This window comes from Sphingobium sp. VMM (assembly GCF_056790315.1).
This window is the reverse complement of the sequence record NZ_JBXGSI010000008.1, coordinates 227,707-243,580: the sequence shown is the minus strand read 5'-3', so window position 1 is coordinate 243,580 and position 15,874 is coordinate 227,707. Positions and strand designations below refer to the sequence as shown.

13 protein-coding genes and 1 tRNA gene are annotated in these 15,874 nt (G+C 65.2%); 5 read left to right on the top strand and 9 right to left on the bottom strand.

From position 1 onward, the window contains the following. Positions 1 to 73: 73 nt before the first annotated feature. Both ACUCV3_RS12835 and ACUCV3_RS12830 read right to left on the bottom strand, forming a co-directional pair. Complete coding sequence (locus tag ACUCV3_RS12835; RefSeq protein WP_010335615.1) at positions 74 to 1,942, bottom strand: ABC-F family ATP-binding cassette domain-containing protein; 1,869 nt, start codon at positions 1,940 to 1,942, stop codon at positions 74 to 76. Between the two features lie 198 nt (positions 1,943 to 2,140). After that, positions 2,141 to 3,016 (bottom strand): OmpA family protein, encoded by an 876-nt coding sequence (locus ACUCV3_RS12830; RefSeq protein ID WP_026109112.1) that lies wholly within the window; start codon positions 3,014 to 3,016, stop codon positions 2,141 to 2,143. 657 nt (positions 3,017 to 3,673) lie between these two features. On the opposite strand from ACUCV3_RS12830, the gene ACUCV3_RS12825 reads away from it, so the two are divergent. Further along, positions 3,674 to 5,824 (top strand): TonB-dependent siderophore receptor, encoded by a 2,151-nt coding sequence (locus ACUCV3_RS12825; RefSeq protein ID WP_279731291.1) that lies wholly within the window; start codon positions 3,674 to 3,676, stop codon positions 5,822 to 5,824. A 224-nt stretch (positions 5,825 to 6,048) separates the two neighbouring features. On the opposite strand, the gene katG is transcribed toward ACUCV3_RS12825, so the two are convergent. The 4 genes from katG to ACUCV3_RS12805 all read right to left on the bottom strand — a co-directional run bounded on the left by katG (position 6,049) and on the right by ACUCV3_RS12805 (position 11,353). Beyond that, positions 6,049 to 8,283: a catalase/peroxidase HPI gene (katG, locus tag ACUCV3_RS12820; RefSeq protein ID WP_482240674.1), complete on the bottom strand. Its 2,235-nt coding sequence runs from the start codon at positions 8,281 to 8,283 to the stop codon at positions 6,049 to 6,051. A gap of 131 nt (positions 8,284 to 8,414) precedes the next feature. After that, the gene (locus ACUCV3_RS12815; RefSeq protein ID WP_279731289.1) at positions 8,415 to 10,700 is read right to left on the bottom strand and encodes a glycoside hydrolase family 3 N-terminal domain-containing protein; all 2,286 of its coding nucleotides are present in this window, start codon (positions 10,698 to 10,700) and stop codon (positions 8,415 to 8,417) included. 161 nt (positions 10,701 to 10,861) lie between these two features. Then, the gene (locus ACUCV3_RS12810) at positions 10,862 to 11,182 is read right to left on the bottom strand and encodes a DMT family transporter (protein ID WP_004210275.1); all 321 of its coding nucleotides are present in this window, start codon (positions 11,180 to 11,182) and stop codon (positions 10,862 to 10,864) included. Positions 11,183 to 11,267: 85 nt separating this feature from the next. Then, a tRNA-Tyr gene (locus ACUCV3_RS12805) sits at positions 11,268 to 11,353 on the bottom strand. A gap of 103 nt (positions 11,354 to 11,456) precedes the next feature. Between ACUCV3_RS12805 and rlmB the strand changes: the two genes are divergently transcribed. Both rlmB and ACUCV3_RS12795 read left to right on the top strand, forming a co-directional pair. Beyond that, positions 11,457 to 12,197 carry a 23S rRNA (guanosine(2251)-2'-O)-methyltransferase RlmB gene (gene rlmB / locus ACUCV3_RS12800; RefSeq protein WP_482240673.1) on the top strand — a complete coding sequence of 247 codons (741 nt, stop codon included), beginning with the start codon at positions 11,457 to 11,459 and terminating at the stop codon, positions 12,195 to 12,197. An 80-nt stretch (positions 12,198 to 12,277) separates the two neighbouring features. Continuing rightward, the gene (locus tag ACUCV3_RS12795; protein ID WP_279731287.1) at positions 12,278 to 13,045 is read left to right on the top strand and encodes a hypothetical protein; all 768 of its coding nucleotides are present in this window, start codon (positions 12,278 to 12,280) and stop codon (positions 13,043 to 13,045) included. Between the two features lie 22 nt (positions 13,046 to 13,067). On the opposite strand, the gene ACUCV3_RS12790 is transcribed toward ACUCV3_RS12795, so the two are convergent. Then, positions 13,068 to 13,385 carry a 2Fe-2S iron-sulfur cluster-binding protein gene (locus ACUCV3_RS12790; RefSeq protein WP_004210272.1) on the bottom strand — a complete coding sequence of 106 codons (318 nt, stop codon included), beginning with the start codon at positions 13,383 to 13,385 and terminating at the stop codon, positions 13,068 to 13,070. A gap of 76 nt (positions 13,386 to 13,461) precedes the next feature. On the opposite strand from ACUCV3_RS12790, the gene ACUCV3_RS12785 reads away from it, so the two are divergent. Next, complete coding sequence (locus ACUCV3_RS12785) at positions 13,462 to 14,091, top strand: DNA-3-methyladenine glycosylase family protein (protein ID WP_278394746.1); 630 nt, start codon at positions 13,462 to 13,464, stop codon at positions 14,089 to 14,091. 39 nt (positions 14,092 to 14,130) lie between these two features. On the opposite strand, the gene ACUCV3_RS12780 is transcribed toward ACUCV3_RS12785, so the two are convergent. Beyond that, positions 14,131 to 14,763 carry a YidH family protein gene (locus ACUCV3_RS12780; protein ID WP_037515927.1) on the bottom strand — a complete coding sequence of 211 codons (633 nt, stop codon included), beginning with the start codon at positions 14,761 to 14,763 and terminating at the stop codon, positions 14,131 to 14,133. Positions 14,764 to 14,776: 13 nt separating this feature from the next. Beyond that, positions 14,777 to 15,313, bottom strand: a complete 537-nt coding sequence (locus tag ACUCV3_RS12775; protein WP_037515925.1) for a DUF4136 domain-containing protein — start codon at positions 15,311 to 15,313, stop codon at positions 14,777 to 14,779. A 293-nt stretch (positions 15,314 to 15,606) separates the two neighbouring features. Between ACUCV3_RS12775 and ACUCV3_RS12770 the strand changes: the two genes are divergently transcribed. After that, complete coding sequence (locus ACUCV3_RS12770; RefSeq protein WP_037506240.1) at positions 15,607 to 15,804, top strand: hypothetical protein; 198 nt, start codon at positions 15,607 to 15,609, stop codon at positions 15,802 to 15,804. The last annotated feature ends 70 nt before the right edge of the window (positions 15,805 to 15,874 follow it).

The window sequence follows — 15,874 nt, the reverse complement described above, 5'->3', positions numbered from 1 at the left end:
GACCCTGATCGTCTGAGGTGGAAGCGCTCCGCACTTTCACCGATAGCGTGAATCAGGGTCTAAAGCCGGAGAATCAGCCCGCTTCGAGCGCCGCGCCAGCTTCCATCCAGACTTCCTCGGCCGCTTCCAGCTTCTTTTCCACCGCAGCGCGCTTCACCATCAGTTCGCTGGTGGTCATCTTCGCCTCGGCCCCGGTTGCACTCTTGGGATCGGACAGCACGGCGTCGATGCGCTTGCGCTCGGCGATCAGCGTGGACATCTCGCGCTCGGCCTTGTTGACGGCGTTCTTGAGCGTCTTCTGCTTCTCGCGCCATTCGGCGGCGGCCTTCTTGTCCGCCTTGCGATCGACCTTGGGCGCATCGCCGCCCGACGGGTTGCCGTCCGCCTTGCGCAGGATGATGTCGGTATAATCGTCGAGCGATCCGTCGAACGGTTGGGCGGTGCCATTGTCGACCAGCACCAGCCGGTCGGCGACCAGTTCGATCATGTGGCGATCATGGCTGACGATGACGACGGCGCCCGAATATTCGTTGAGCGCCTGCACCAGCGCCTCACGGCTGTCGACGTCCAGATGGTTGGTCGGTTCGTCGAGGATCAGCAGGTGCGGCGCATCGCGGGTGATGAGCGCCAGCGCCAGACGCGCGCGCTCGCCACCCGACATGGAGCCGACCTTCTGCGTCGCGCGCTCGCCGGAAAAGCCGAAACGGCCAAGCTGGGCACGCACCGCACCGGGCGTCGCCCCCTTCATGACGCGGGTCATATGCTCCAGCGGCGTGTCGGTGACGTCCAGCTCCTCCACCTGATATTGGGTGAAATAACCGACATTCATCTTGGCCGAGCTGTTGATGGCGCCTTCCATCGGCGCCAGCTGTGCGGCGATCAGGCGGGCCAGCGTGGTCTTGCCGTTGCCGTTGCGGCCGAGCAGCGCGAGGCGATCGTCGGGATCGATGCGCAGATTGACCCGGCGCAGGATCGGCGTGTCGTCATAGCCGACCGAGGCCATGTCCATGGTGATGAGCGGCGGGCGCAGTTCGGCGGGGCTCGGGAAACCGAAATGCAGGCTGGGGTCTTCGATCGCAGCGGCAATGGGCTGCATCTTGGCCAGCGCCTTGGCGCGCGACTGAGCCTGCTTGGCGGTCGAGGCGCGGGCCGAGTTGCGGGCGACATAATCCTGCAACTTCTCGCGCTCGGCCTGCTGCTTGGCGCGCGCCGCTTCCTGCTGGGCCAGGCGCTCGGCGCGCTGGCGCTCGAACGCGTCATAGCCGCCGGGATAAAGGGTCACCTTCCCGCCTTCGAGATGCAGGATATAGTCGACCACATTGTTGAGCAGATCGCGCTCATGGCTGATGATGACCACGGTGCCGCGATAGGCCTTGAGGAAATTTTCCAGCCACAAGGTCGCTTCGAGATCGAGATGGTTCGACGGTTCGTCGAGCAGCAGCAGGTCCGGGTTGGAGAAGAGCAGCGCCGCCAAGGCAACGCGCATCTTCCAGCCGCCCGAATAGCTGTCGAGCGGACGGCCCTGCATTTCCTCGTCGAAACCGAGGCCGACGAGGATGCGGGCGGCGCGCGCGGGCGCGGTATAGGCGTCGATCGTGGTCAGCCGCTCATAGATATGGCCGAGACGATCGGGATCCTCGGTATGCTCGGCCTCCGCCATTAGCGCGGCGCGTTCCTTGTCGGCGGCGAGCACGGTGTCGAACGGGGTGGCGGTGCCCGACGGGGCTTCCTGTGCGATATAGCCAAGGCGGGTGTCGCGCGGCATGTCGCAACTGCCCTCGTCCGGGTCGAGCTGGCCGATCATCACCTTCATCAGGGTCGACTTGCCCGCGCCGTTGCGGCCGATGAGGCCGACGCGGCTGCGCGGCGGCAGTGCGGCGCCGGCGCGGTCTAGGATGGTGCGGCCGCCCAGGCGCACGGTGATACCGTTCAAGTTAAGCATGGCCGCGCCTGTAGCAGAGCTGCGGCGGGGGGTGAAGCGGCTTGGCGCGCTTGCGAAAGCTGCAAAATATATAGTGTCGCAGAGGACGTATTTGCGCCGCTGCCGGTCCGCAGCCGGGACTTCGCAATAGGAGATTTTTGCGAAGTCGCGCGATCGACGCGCAAAAATGGGGGTGGGCAAGGGCCCACCCCGCAGGTGTCAGAGGCCGTCGACGGCCTTGCTGACAAGGATATTGACCGCGACGCGGCGATTCTGCGCCTTGCCCTCGATCGTGTCGTTGCTGGCCACCGGATCGGCCTCGGCCATGCCGGTCGGGGTCAGCATGCGATAGGGCTTCCAGCCGCACGCCTGCTGCAGATAATTGACCACGCGCGAGGCACGCTTTTCGCTGAGTTCCTGATTCAGCTCCTCGCCACCGGTGGAGTCGGTATAGCCCACGACCAGCAGCAGCGCGTTGCTCATGCCATTGGCCGAGGTTGCCGCAGCGCAGAGGTCATTCTTCGCCTGATCCGACAGCACTGCCTTGCCGGTGTCGAAATTGACGTTGGTCGTGCCCTTCACATTATACTGGTCGATCTCGCCCATGCGGCCGCGCAAAGCCTCGGTCGCGGCGGTCTGTTCGTCGAACCGCTGGGCGGTGCCGTTGTTGATCATCGACGCGGTCTTGAGATCCTTGTTCTGCAGGGCGATCTTGCTGGCCAACAGCCCTTCGCCGGCCTGCAGGGTCTTCACCGTCACCGGCAGACCGTTCAGCAGCGACGTCGCGGCCAGATGGTCGCGGCCAAGGCCGAACAGCCCCTTGCTGGCGCTGATCTTGGTATCGTCATTGATGGTGATGACGCTCTTGCTGCCGTCGGCGGCGGTCACCTGCATCCGGTCGCCGCTGCGCGCGGAGATGATGCCCTTGATCTCGGGCCCCTCCGTCAGTTCGGCGGCCGGCATGGCGACGCTGGCCGACACATCGGCCGGCGGCGCGTCCTGGGCCTGGTCCTGCGCCACGACAGCGGCCGGGGCGGCCCCGGCCAGCAGGGCAAGCATCACAAGATATTTTTGGTTTTTGGACATGATAGGCATCACGCTGCTCCTTCACTTCTCGATCGGTCGGGCCTGCAGCATTGCAGCTTGTCGTCCGACGGCGGCCGCCTGGTGGCGTTTCCGGCCGTCAGAACCCCCTTCTTCTGACCTTCATAAATTTTGACGTCTTGGCGCCGTGGGATGCGCCAGACACATTGCCTGTTCGTGTCCGGCTTTCTGCTGCATGAACAGCCCGTGTTCCGGCCGTGTTGCGCAGGCCAGATGAGTGGATGATGCGACGAAACGAAGGCGAAAACCGAAAGTGTTAACGCGATCCACTTGAGTCATAACAGCTATAGATTGCCACCACACTTCGCCATGAAGGACCCTGTTGTTGTGAAACAAAAATCAGCTTCCGCGTGGAACAAATTCCGAATTTCTATTTTTGCGCTTTCATAACATTGACTTGAAACATTATTTGATGATCCGGTTTGCGTGGGCGTGCGGAAGCAGGCCGATGGACGCCTCGACCAGCCGCAGCCGCACCGCGCATCACCCGCCGGTCGACGGCGGGATCTGTGGCAATATGGCCACAGAGGGAAATATTCGCATATTTTGCGCAAAATAGCATTGCGACGCATTCGCATTATTTTTGCGATTGCCTCGCAATACCGCTTAGGACGACGCCCAATTTCCTACCAGAAAACAGGGGTCTTCATGCTGTCCAAATATCACTGGCTTGCCGGCGCCGCGCTGTGCGTCGTCGCCCTTCCCGCCGCCGCCCAGACCAGCGCCGCACCGGCCGATGAGAATCGCGACGACCAGATCGTCGTCACCGGCACCTATACCCTGCCCGACAAGATCGACACCGCGACCGGCCTGGGCCTGACGGTCCAGGAAACGCCGCAGTCGGTCAGCATCATGACCGCGCAGCGCATCCTCGACCAGAATCTGATCAGCGTGAAGGATGTCATCACCAATGCGGTGGGCGTATCCGCCAACGAAGTCGATGACGTGCGCAACAGCTTCTACGCGCGCGGCTTCGAAATCCGCAACACCCAGGTCGACGGCGTGCCCGCGGCCTGGACGCTGGCCGGTGGCAATGGCGAGACCAGCATCGACGTCTCCATTTATGAACGGATCGAGGTCGTGCGCGGCGCAACCGGCCTGCTGTCGGGCGCGGGCGATCCGTCCGCGTCGGTCAACCTGGTGCGCAAGCATGCCGACGCCACCGACCTGACCGGCTATGTCAATGCCAGCATCGGCAGCTGGAACACCTGGCGCCTGTCGGCCGACATTGGCGGCGCGCTGACCGCCGATGGCCGCATCCGCGCCCGGCTGGTCGGTCGCTATGAAAAGGGCGACTATTTCATCGACATTCAGGACCGCAAGAAATGGGTGCTCTATGGCGTGGTCGAGGCCGACGTCACCGATAGCACGCTGGTCCGCGTCGGCATGAGCCACCAGGACAGCAAGCCCAAGGGCGCGACCTGGGGCGCGCTGCCCACCTTCTACACCGACGGCACGCTGACCGACCTGCCCCGGTCGCAGACCACGGCGGCGGACTGGACCTACTGGAACACCACCAACCAGAATATCTATGCCACGGTGCGCCAGGAATTTGGCGATCGCTGGAACCTGACCGCCAATTACAACCGGCTCAAGACCACCGGCGATACGCAGCTTCTCTATCTCTATGGCGGCGTCGACAAGGCGACCGGCACGATGGACGGCACCAACCCCTACAAGTCCAAGGGTGAAAGCATCCAGAACAGCATCGACGCCCAGTTGAAGGGCCAGGTGGCGCTGTTCGGCCGCGATCATGAGGTTGTGCTGGGCGCGCTGCACAGCGTGCTGAAGCGGCACACCGACAATTATGTGGCGCCCTCGCCCTGGCTGACGGACGTGCCGGTGATCGGCCAGGAAGGCGTGCCCTATCCCGAGCCGGTCTGGGGCACCGACGCGGTGCGCAACGAACAGGAACGGATCGAGCAGACCGGCTATTATGGCGCGTTCCGCCTGAACGTCGCCGATCCGTTCAAGGTCATCCTGGGCGGCCGCATCGCCAGTTGGAACCAGCGCGGCTTCGCCTGGAGCGGGCCGAGCGACTATGGCGACGACAATGTGTTCATCCCCTATGTCGGCGCATTGTACGACATCACGTCGAACCATCGCGTCTATGCCAGCTATACCAAGATCTTCCAGCCGCAGAACCGCTATGACCGCGAACAGCGCCTGCTCGATCCGCTGAACGGCGCCGCCTATGAAATCGGCCTCAAGAGCAGCTTCTTCGGCGATGCGCTGCAGACCTCTATCGCGCTGTTCCGTATCGAGCAGGATAATGTCGGCGAGATGGACGGCCCGGAAATCATCCTGAACGGCCAGACCTTCCAGCCCTATCGCGCGGTCGAGGGTGTCACCAGCAAGGGCTTCGAACTGGAAGCTACCGGCCAGCCGCTGCCGGGCTGGAACGTCAATGCCAGCTACAGCCAGTTCAAGATCGAGGATCCGGACGGCAATGACGTGAACACCGCGCAGCCGCGCAAGCTGCTCAAGATCTTCACCACCTATGACCTGCCCGGCGTGCTGACCGGCCTGACCATCGGTGGCGGCATCAATTATCGCAGCAAGGCCTATTCGGACGGCACCATCCCCGGCACCACGCCGGCCGTGCCCTTCCGCTTCCAGCAGGACGGCTATACGCTGGTCAGCCTGATGGCGCGCTATGCCGTGACCGAACAGCTGCAGCTCCAGGCCAATGTCGAAAATCTGTTCGACAAGAAATATTACAGCCAGGCCGGTTCGTTCAGCCAATATCGCTACGGCGCCCCGCGCAATTTCACGATCAGCGCGAACTACAAGTTCTGATGCTGGAAGGGCGCCACGGGAGACCAGGGCGCCCTTTTTGGTTTGGGGGGTGGATGGATGCTGACGCAGGTCCAGCATCAGGAATGACGCAACGTTGTTTTGGGGTGGCGCCCGGCCATTCCCCTCCCGCCGGCGGGAGGGGGAACAGGTCCGAACTTGGTCGCTTCCGGTCAATCTGATACCAAGAACCCGGCGTCGCCCTGCGCCGCCGGGTTCTTCATTCTTCAGAAGCGGTCCGCGTTCATGACCTTGGTCCAGGCGGCGGCGAAGTCGGTGACGAACTTCTCCTTTGCGTCATCCTCGGCATAGACTTCGGCCACGGCGCGCAGTTCGGAATTGGAGCCGAAGATCAGGTCGACCGGGGTCGCCGTCCACTTTGCTGCGCCGCTGGCCCGGTCCTTGCCGTCATAGAGGCCCGGCGTCGCCGACTTGCTCCACACCGTGTCCATCGTCAGCAGGTTGACGAAGAAGTCGTTGCTGAGCGTGCCCGGACGGGTGGTGAGCACGCCATTCTTCGATCCGCCGCTATTGGCGCCGAGCGCCCGCATACCGCCGACCAGCACGGTCATTTCCGGCACGGTGAGGTCGAGCGCATCGGCCTTGTCCACCAGCGCGTCGGCCGGGCTGACCTCCGCCTTGGAGCCATACCAGTTGCGGAAGCCGTCCGCCTTGGGCTCCAGATAGGCGAAGGAGGCGACATCGGTCTGCGCCTGCGCGGCGTCGACCCGGCCGGGCGTGAACGGCACGGTGATGCTGTAGCCGCCCTGCTTGGCCGCCTGCTCGACCGCGGCGTTGCCGCCCAGGACGATGAGGTCGGCCATCGACACCTGATTGCCGGACTTCGCGAAATCCTTCTGGATCGCGGTCAGCTTGGCCAGCACCTTGTTCAGCTCCGCCGGGTCGTTGACCGCCCAGCCGCGCTGCGGGTCGAGCCGCAGGCGCGCGCCATTGGCGCCACCGCGCATGTCGGTGCTGCGGAAGGTCGCGGCCGAGGCCCAGGCGGTGCGCACCAGTTCCGGCCCGGTCAGGCCCGAGGCCAGCACGGCCGCCTTCAGCTTCGCCTGATCGGCGGCGCTGACGGGGGCGAAGCTCGCCTTGGGCAGCGGATCCTGCCAGCTATAGGTTTCGGACGGAATGTCCTTGCCGAGATAGCGGGCCTGCGGGCCGAGATCGCGATGGGTCAGCTTGAACCAGGCGCGGGCGAAGGCCTTGCTGAACAGCTCGGGATTCTTCTGCCAGCTTTCCAGCACCTTGCGGAAACCGGGATCTTCCTTGAGCGCGATGTCGGTGGTGAACATGATCGGCGCGTGCCGCTTGTCCTTCACATGCGCGTCGGGGACCATGTTGGCGGTGGCCGGATCGGTCGGTATCCACTGGGTCGCGCCGGCCGGGCTCTTGGTCTTCACCCAGTCGAAGTTCAGCAGATTGTCGATATATTGGGTGGTGAACTGGGTCGGCGTGGCGGACCAGGCGCCTTCCAGGCCCGAGGTCAGCGTATCCTCGGCATTGCCCTTGCCGCACTTGTTCTTCCAGCCGAAGCCCTGATCCTCGATGCCGGCGGCGGCGGGTTCCGCGCCCAGGCATTCCTCGGGCTTCTTGGCGCCATGCGCCTTGCCGAACGTATGGCCACCCGCGATCAGCGCCAGCGTTTCCTCGTCATCCATCGCCATATTGCCGAAGGCGCGGCGGATGTCGGCGGCGGCACCCTTGGGATCATGATTGGCGCCGGGCCCCTCGGGGTTCACATAGATGAGGCCCATGGTGGTCGCGGCGAGCGAGCGCTTGAGCGAACCGTCCGGGTTGGAGCGCTCGGTGCCCATCATCTTGGTTTCCGGGCCCCAATAGACGACGTCCGGCTGCCAGGCGTCGATGCGGCCGCCGGCAAAGCCCACGGTCTTGAAGCCCATATCCTCCAGCGCGACATTGCCACTGAGGACCATCAAGTCGCCCCAGCTGAGCTTCCGGCCATATTTCTGCTTGATCGGCCAGACCAGACGGCGGGCCTTGTCGAGGCTGACATTGTCGGGCCAGCTGTTGAGCGGATCGAACCGCTGTTCGCCGCCGCCCGAACCGCCGCGGCCGTCACCGACGCGATAGGTGCCTGCGCTGTGCCAGGCCATGCGGATGAAGAAGGGGCCATAATGGCCATAGTCCGCCGGCCACCAGGGCTGCGACGTGGTCAGCACCTTGCGGATGTCGGCCTTGACCGCTTCCAGGTCGAGGCTGTTGAATTCCTTCACATAATCATAGTCGGCACCATAGGGATTGGCGCGGGTCGCCTCATGCTGGCGCAGGGCGGTGAGGTCGAGGCGGTTGGGCCACCAGTCCTTGTTGGTCATGCCGCCGGGCTTTTCGGCGACGGCGGGCGCGGCGGCGGCGGGCTTGGTTTCTGCGGCGAGCGCCGGGCTGGCGAGCAGCGCGCACGCCAAAGCGAATGTGGAAATGCGGGTCGTGGACATGTTTCTCTCCCCTGTCCTGTTCTGCCTGTTCAAGGCGGGAAAAGGGGTAGTCCTGTGCGGCGGCGGATCGAAACGAATCGATTCCGTCACAGTGATCGGATTTTCCTATGAGAGAGGGTGGATCGGAGGGATCAGCCTTTGGCGGGCGGAGAGGCCGGCGCCGCCGCATAGAGGGTGAACTGGCCGTGCAGGCCGCCGGTCGAGGATTGGCCGACCCACAGGTCGAACAGGCCCGGTTCGGCGATACGGCGGTTGCCGGCGCCGACAAATTCGAGGTCGGTGCGCGACAGGGTGAAGCGGACCTGGGTGGAATCGCCCGGCGACAGGGTCACGCGCTGGATGCGCTTGAGTTCCCGGATCGGGCGGGTGCGGCTGGCGACGCGGTCGCGGATATAGAGCTGCACCACTTCGCTGCCCTTGCGCTTGCCCTTGTTGGTGAGGCGCGCGGTGATCTCGACCGCGCCGTCCCAGCGCAGCGCGGTGTCGGAGAGCTTGAGGTCGCTGAGGGCGAAATCGGTGTAGCTGAGGCCATGGCCGAAGGGGAAACGGGCGCTGTTGTCGGTGGTGGCATAGCGCGCCTTATATTCGGTGCTGCCATTGTCCACCGTCGGTCGGCCGGTCGACTTGCGATCGTAGAAGAAAGGCTCCTGCCCGCTTTCCCAGGGGAAGCTGACCGGCAGCTTGGCCGAGGGATCGACCTTGCCGAACATAATGTCGGCCAGCGCATGGCCGGTTTCCGACCCCAGGAACCAGGTTGCCAGCAACGCCTGGGCATTGGCGACGCCGTCATGCAAAGCGAGCGCGCGGCCATGGCGCAGCAGCACGATGACCGGCTTGCCGGTGGCGGCGATCGCATCGGCCAGCGCCTGTTGCGAGGAGGGCAGCTCGATCATCGTGCGCGACTGCGCCTCGCCCGACATCGCCTGGGATTCGCCGACCGCCAGGATCACCACGTCCGCCGCCTTCGCCGCCGCGACGGCACGGGCGATCCCTTCCTTGATCGGGCCGTTGACCGCGCAGCCCAGCTCGACCGTCAGCTTCGCCGGATCGGGCATCGCCGCGCGCAGGCCGGTGGCGATGTCGACGCCCTTGTCGGGATCGCCGTAAAAGGCCCAGGGGCCATAGAGATTGGCCTTGTCCTCGCCGAACGGGCCGATCAGCGCGATCCTTTGCCCGGCGGCGGGATCGAGCGGCAGCACCCCGTCATTCTTGAGCAGCACGACCGATCGGGCCGCCGCCTCACGCGCCAGTGCATGATGGGCGGGCGCGCCGATGCGCGCCTTTTCAACCTCTTCGTCGAGCGAGCGATAAGGGTTGTCGAACAGCCCCATCGCGGTCTTCACGTAAAGGATGCGGCGCACCGCGACATCGACCGTCGCCATCGGCACCGCGCCGCTCTTCACCAGATCGGGGATGTGGCGGATATAGAGGCCGCTCTGCATCGACATGTCGACCCCGGCCAGCACAGCGAGGCGGGCGGCGTCGCGCTCATCCTCGGCAAAGCCATGGGCGACCAGTTCCTCGTCGGCGGTGTAATCGGAAAAGACGAAGCCGCGAAACTGCATCTCACCGCGCAATATGTCGGTCAGCAATTCGCGGTCAGCGGTGGCGGGCACGCCGTTAATCTCGTTGAAGGCGGCCATGGTGGTGAGCGCACCGGCGGCAAAGGCCTTGCCGAAGGGCGGCAAATGGGTTTCGCGCAGCGTCTCGTCACTGATGTCGACGCTGCCATATTCGAGGCCCGCCGCCACCGCGCCATAGGCGGCGAAATGCTTGGGACAGGCGAGCAGCGAATCGTCGCGGCGCAGGTCGCGCCCCTGGAAGCCGCGAATCCGCGCCGCCGACAGCAAGCCGGTCAGATAGACATCCTCGCCTGCGCCCTCGACCACCCGGCCCCAGCGCTGGTCGCGCGCGACATCGACCATCGGCGCGAAGGTGAGGTGCAGGCCCGCCGCCGTCGCCTCCACCGCCATGACCCGCGCGGTCTTTTCCACCAGCATGGGATCGAAGCAGGAAGCCTCCCCCAGCGGAACAGGAAAGATGGTCTTGAGCCCGTGAATCACGTCGCCGGCCAGCAGCAGCGGGATGCCCAGGCGGCTGTTCTTGACCGCCATTTCCTGCGCGCGGCGCCCGCCGGCAACGCCGATGCCGTTGAACAGGCAGCCGACCCGGCCCTTGCGAATCTCGTCGGCCAGGCGCTTTTCATCCTGGATGCCGGCCGCCGGGTTGGGTGGGTTGAAGGGGCGGAAGCTGTCGGCCAGGCAGGTCATCTGACCCGCCTTTTCCTCCAGCGTCATCTTCGCGATCAGCGCGTCGACGCGGGCAACGTCGGCCTGCGCCAGCGCGCGGCGGGGGATGCCAAGGGCGAGGACACCGCCCAGGGTGCGGATCAGGAGGTCGCGGCGATCGAGAGTCATGCGGGAGAGAACGTAACCGGGGAAGAATGAACGGGGCTTGTCCGGAGACAAACGGACTTCCGCCGTTTTTGTTGCGCTGCGGCAATAAGCCTGCGGCGCGACGCCCCGATCCCGCGATCAGGCCATGCGCCGAATCATGTCGCGCGAATCAGGAGTAGCAATCACGCCTGAGCCGACAATTTGGTGCCGACCACGCCGATCACGATCATCGCCATGAAGCCGATCTGGGCCATGTTGACCCGATCGCCATAGAGAATCATGCCGCCGATGATGACGCCCACGGCGCCCAGGCCCGTCCAGATCGCATAGGCGGTGCCCGCCGGCAGATCGCGCATCGCCAGCGCCAAAAGGCCCATGTTGAGGAAGCTGAGGCCGATCGGCACGGCCGATGCCTGCCAGCTGCCAATAGTGGCGGCCCATTTCAGGCTCAATGCCCAGATGATTTCGGTGAATACGGCGATGCCGAGAATGACCCAGGCCAAGCGGCGTTCCTCTTGCGGTAACGGGCTCGGCTGGAGCGGCGCGCGGACCGGAAACCCGAAAGAGGCGGCGCGCCGATGAGGGCAGTGGTGGACAGGGCTGGATTCGAACCAGCGTACGGAAACCCGGGCAGATTTACAGTCTGCTGCCTTTAACCACTCGGCCACCTGTCCAGTGCCCTACGCGGTGGAAATTTGCTGTCCCGCCGCGCTGGAGGCGGCTCAATGGCGAATGGAGGCTTGCCTGTCAATGGGGTGATGTGAAAAGAGCGAAAACATGAAAAGAGGACATCGTACCGGCAAGCCGAAAGGCGCCTTCCCCCGCTTCTACGGACGCCACGCCATCACGGCTGCGCTCGCCAATCCGAACCGCGTCGTGCGCAAGATATGGGGCACGCGCGAAGCGATCGGCGCGCTCGACCTGCCGCCTGCGCTGCCGATCGTCTATTCCGACGTCGCCGACATGGGCCGCATGGTGCCGTCGGATGCGCCGCATCAGGGCATTGTCGCCGAAGTCGAGCCGCTGGACGATGTCTGGCTGGGCGACGTGCTGGAACAGGGGCGGGACGACCAGCGCCCGATCCTGGTGCTCGACCAGGTGACCGATCCGCATAATGTCGGCGCGATCCTGCGGTCGGCCGCGGCCTTCGACGCGCTGTGCATCGTCACGCAGGACCGGCATGCGCCGCCCGAATCGGGCGTGCTGGCCCGCGCCGCGTCGGGCGCGCTGGAAACCGTGCCCTGGGTGCGGGTGGTGAACCTGGCCCGCGCGCTCGAAGAGATTGCCGAAGCCGGTTACTGGCGCATCGGCCTGGACGGCGATTGCGACACCGTGCTGGCCGACGCGATCGGCGAATCGCGCGTCGCGCTGGTGCTAGGCGCCGAGGGCGAAGGGCTGCGCCACAACACCATGGCGCATTGCGACATTATCGCTAAGCTGCCGATCAGCCCGCGCATGGAGAGCCTGAACGTCTCCAATGCGGCAGCGATCGCCCTCTACGCCGCCACCAGCCGGTAAGCGGCCGCCGGGCACCATCTTGCGGCGATGTGGGTAGGGCGCCCTGCCCACATCGTCGCGCAGACGAACGGGGGTTCGCCATGGTCCTATTGTCCCGCGCGGCGGGCGCGCTGGCGGCGCTGCTGATGCTGCCCGGATGCCTGGTGACTCCCGGCAATTTCACCTCCACCCTCGACATCCGCGCCGACCGCAGCTTCGCCTTTGCCTATAAGGGCGAGATATTGGCGTCGGACATGGACAAGGCGCTGGGCGGCCTGAACAGCGATGCGGAGGAGGATCCGCTGGAAGGCGTCGCCCCGCCCGAGGGCGAGGAGGCCGTGCTGCAGAAAGTCGCGCAGAGCCAGAGCAAGACACCCGCCCCGCCCGCCGAACCCCAGTTCGACAAGGCCGGCGGCGACGATGCGCAGATGCAGGCGATGGCGAGCGCGCTCACCAAGGAAAAGGGCTTCCGGTCGGTCCAGTATCTGGGCGATCATAAATTCGCGATCGACTATGCGATCAGCGGAAGGCTGGACCATGCCTTCCTCTTCCCCTTCAACATCGACGCGCAGATCGTCCTGCCCTTCGTCGCGGTGGAAATGCGCGGGGCGGACCGGGTGCGGGTGAAGGCACCGGGCTTTTCCAACGGTTTCGACAAGAGCCAGGGGCCAGCCGGCATGGGCGGCGGATCGGGCGACGCGGCGGCCAAGGCGCTCAACGGTACGTTCACGCTGACCACCGATGCAGAGATCGTCAGCCAGAATCAGGAAGATGGCGCCACCACCGTGCCGGAGGGCAAGCGCATCACATGGACCATAACGCCGCTGACCGGCGATGCGCCGGCCGCGACGTTGCGGGTCAGGCCCTGAAAAACGGGGCCGTAGGAAGAAATCAGTCTTCCGGCGCGATGGTGACGCGCAGGCCGTCAAGCGCATCGCTCAGCACGACCTGACAGGACAGGCGGCTGGTCTCGTTGCGATGATCGCTGCTGTCGAGCAGGTCATTCTCGTCCTCGCTCATCGCCGGCAGGGCGTCGGCAAAGGCCGGGTCGACATAGACATGGCAGGTCGCGCAGGAGCAGCAGCCGCCGCACAGCGCGAGCAGCTCGTCAAAGCCATGGTCGCGAATGACTTCCATCACCGAGAGACCCTTGTCCCCCTCAACAGTCTGTTCGGCACCATCACGGTTGACCACGATCAGCTTCGGCATCTACCCATTCCTTTTGGACTTATCCCCGCCGCTCTGACCGACAGCGACGGCGAAATCAAGGGCTGGACAGGCGGACATGGTAAGCACGGCGGAAGAATTGCGCGTCAGCCTGGACTTCATCGCTGCGGCGGAGCCGGCATTCGGCGCGGCGATCGCCAGCGTCGGCTATCCGGTGCCGCGCGTGCGCGAGCCGGGCTATGAGACGCTGCTGCGCACCATCGTCGGCCAGCAGGTCAGCGTCGCCTCCGCCGCGGCGGTCTGGCGCAAGCTTGAGGCGGAGCTGGGCGTGGGCTGCACAGCCGAAGCGCTGCTGGCGCGCGATTTCGATGCGTTGCGCGCCTGTGGCCTGTCGCGGCAGAAGCAGGGCTATGCCCGCAGCCTGGCCGAACTGGTCGTGGACGGCACATTGGACCTCCACGCCCTGCCCGCCGACGATGAAGTCGCGATCGCGCAACTGGTGCAGATCAAGGGGATCGGCCGCTGGTCGGCGGAAATCTATCTGCTGTTCGCCGAAGGCCGCCCCGACATCTGGCCGGCCGGCGACCTGGCGGTGCAGATCGCGGTCGGGCGGATATTGGGCTTGGGCGAGCGGCCGAGCGAGAAGCTGACCCGCGACCTTGCCGAAGCCTGGCGGCCGCATCGCGGCGCCGCCGCGATCATGGCCTGGCACCATTATAATAGCGGGCAGGACATGCTGCAGAGCTGAGACGCGGCGGGGCACAGCCCCCGCCCGCCTGCCCGCGCTTCAGCCCAGCAGGGCGATGTTGAAGACGATGCCCAGCACCGCCGCCAGCGCCAGCGCCAGCAGACACAGCGCAATCACCAGCGTCACCGAGATCGGGAAGCGGCTGTCGGAGTGAATCAGCCCATCCTCCGTCATGATCTTGCGCCGATCCCGCAATTCGGTCGCGAACTGGACATGGCGCACGATCCCGCCGGCCAGCAGCACGATGCCGAACACCAGCAGCGCCACGCCGAAATTGCGCGGCGCGTTGACATTCTGGATGCTGCCCGCGTCCTGCATCTTCTGGAATGCCTGGTTGATGGTAAAGCCAAAGCCGATCAGCGACAGCGCCGTACGCATTTCCGACATCAGGGTCCGGTCCGCGCTCATCCGGGTGCGCTGGAACGACATGCCGGTCCGGCGCATCGACATTTCGGTGCGATGCCCGGACAGGTCGGTGCGATATTCGGAAAGGTCGGTGCGATGTTCCGACAGGCCCGTGCGATGGCGCGACAGGCCGGTTCGGAAATGCGAATAGGCGGTCGATGCCCCTTCGGGATCGCTCGCATCGACCGGCGGAATGGGCGGCACGGGCTCGCCCACATTGCGGGCCGGGCGGATGGGCACGCCCCTGGGTTCCTGCGTTTCGGCCATATGCCCCCTCCTGTCAGTTCGGCTTGATCGGCGGCGGGAAATTGGCGAGCACGGCGGTCACCGCCTTGTCGATTGTCGCCTGGTCGGGGCTCTTGCGGCTGACCTCCTGCGTGGCCGTGCCATGCCAGACCGGCTGTTTCGTCCCGGTGTCATAGATATCGACCGTCAGCGTGCCGTCGGTCACGTTGCGCACATCGACATTGCGATAGCCGCCCCAGCCGGCCCACCCGCCCCAGGGACGATAATAAGTGGCATAGGGACCGAAATCGGTCACCTCGACCCGGTCGCGCGCGCCCAGGGTAAAGCCGATGGCAAATTCGCCGGGTTCAGCCTGGCTATAGCCGCGCGCCGCGAGGGCGGTGTCGATCGACGCCTTCACCCGCTGGAACAGCAATGGGTTCATGCCCTGCGGCACATTGATCGACGCCCAGCTATAGCTGCGATAGCTGGCGAAATTGGCCGCGGGATCGGCATCATAATTGACCCGTGGCGTGGTGGCACAGCCTGCCAGCGCCAGCAGCAGACCCGTGACGAATATGCGCCTGATCATATCGCGACCTCCCTTTGAATATCCCTGGGCATAGCCAAGCGGACGCCGGGCCAGCCATCGGGATTCTCCCCTAGGGAGCGCCCCGGATATCCCTATCCCGTGGCGTGAAGCGGCGCCCGAAAGCCGCGGTCGGACCAAAGCGGGACGATCGCCCGACCCCCGGAAAATCCGCTATGGCGCGATGCCCGCGAATGCGCGATCATCCCTTATTCCAGCGGTCGGACGGGTGAGTCGCGGCGTCAATCGCGAAACTGTTCCTGCCGATCGCAGCCCAGCAGAGGGAGCTGTGTGCGATGGTAAGAGACTGGCCTGCAATGGTCGCAGCGGGCGCCGGCATTTGTGTGGCACTGGCCACGGCAAGCAGCATGGGCACGCCGCAGGATGCAACCCCCACCGTCAGGCTGGCGCCACCGGCCCTGCCCTGGCTTGACGATCTGACCGCGGACAAGCCGGCGGTGCGCGCCGGACAGCAACTCGCCAGCAACCGCTAGCGCGGCCATCATCCGAGCTGGACGGGCCTGCGTTGAACGGGCTGACGGATTCACGCTCAATCGGTCCAAC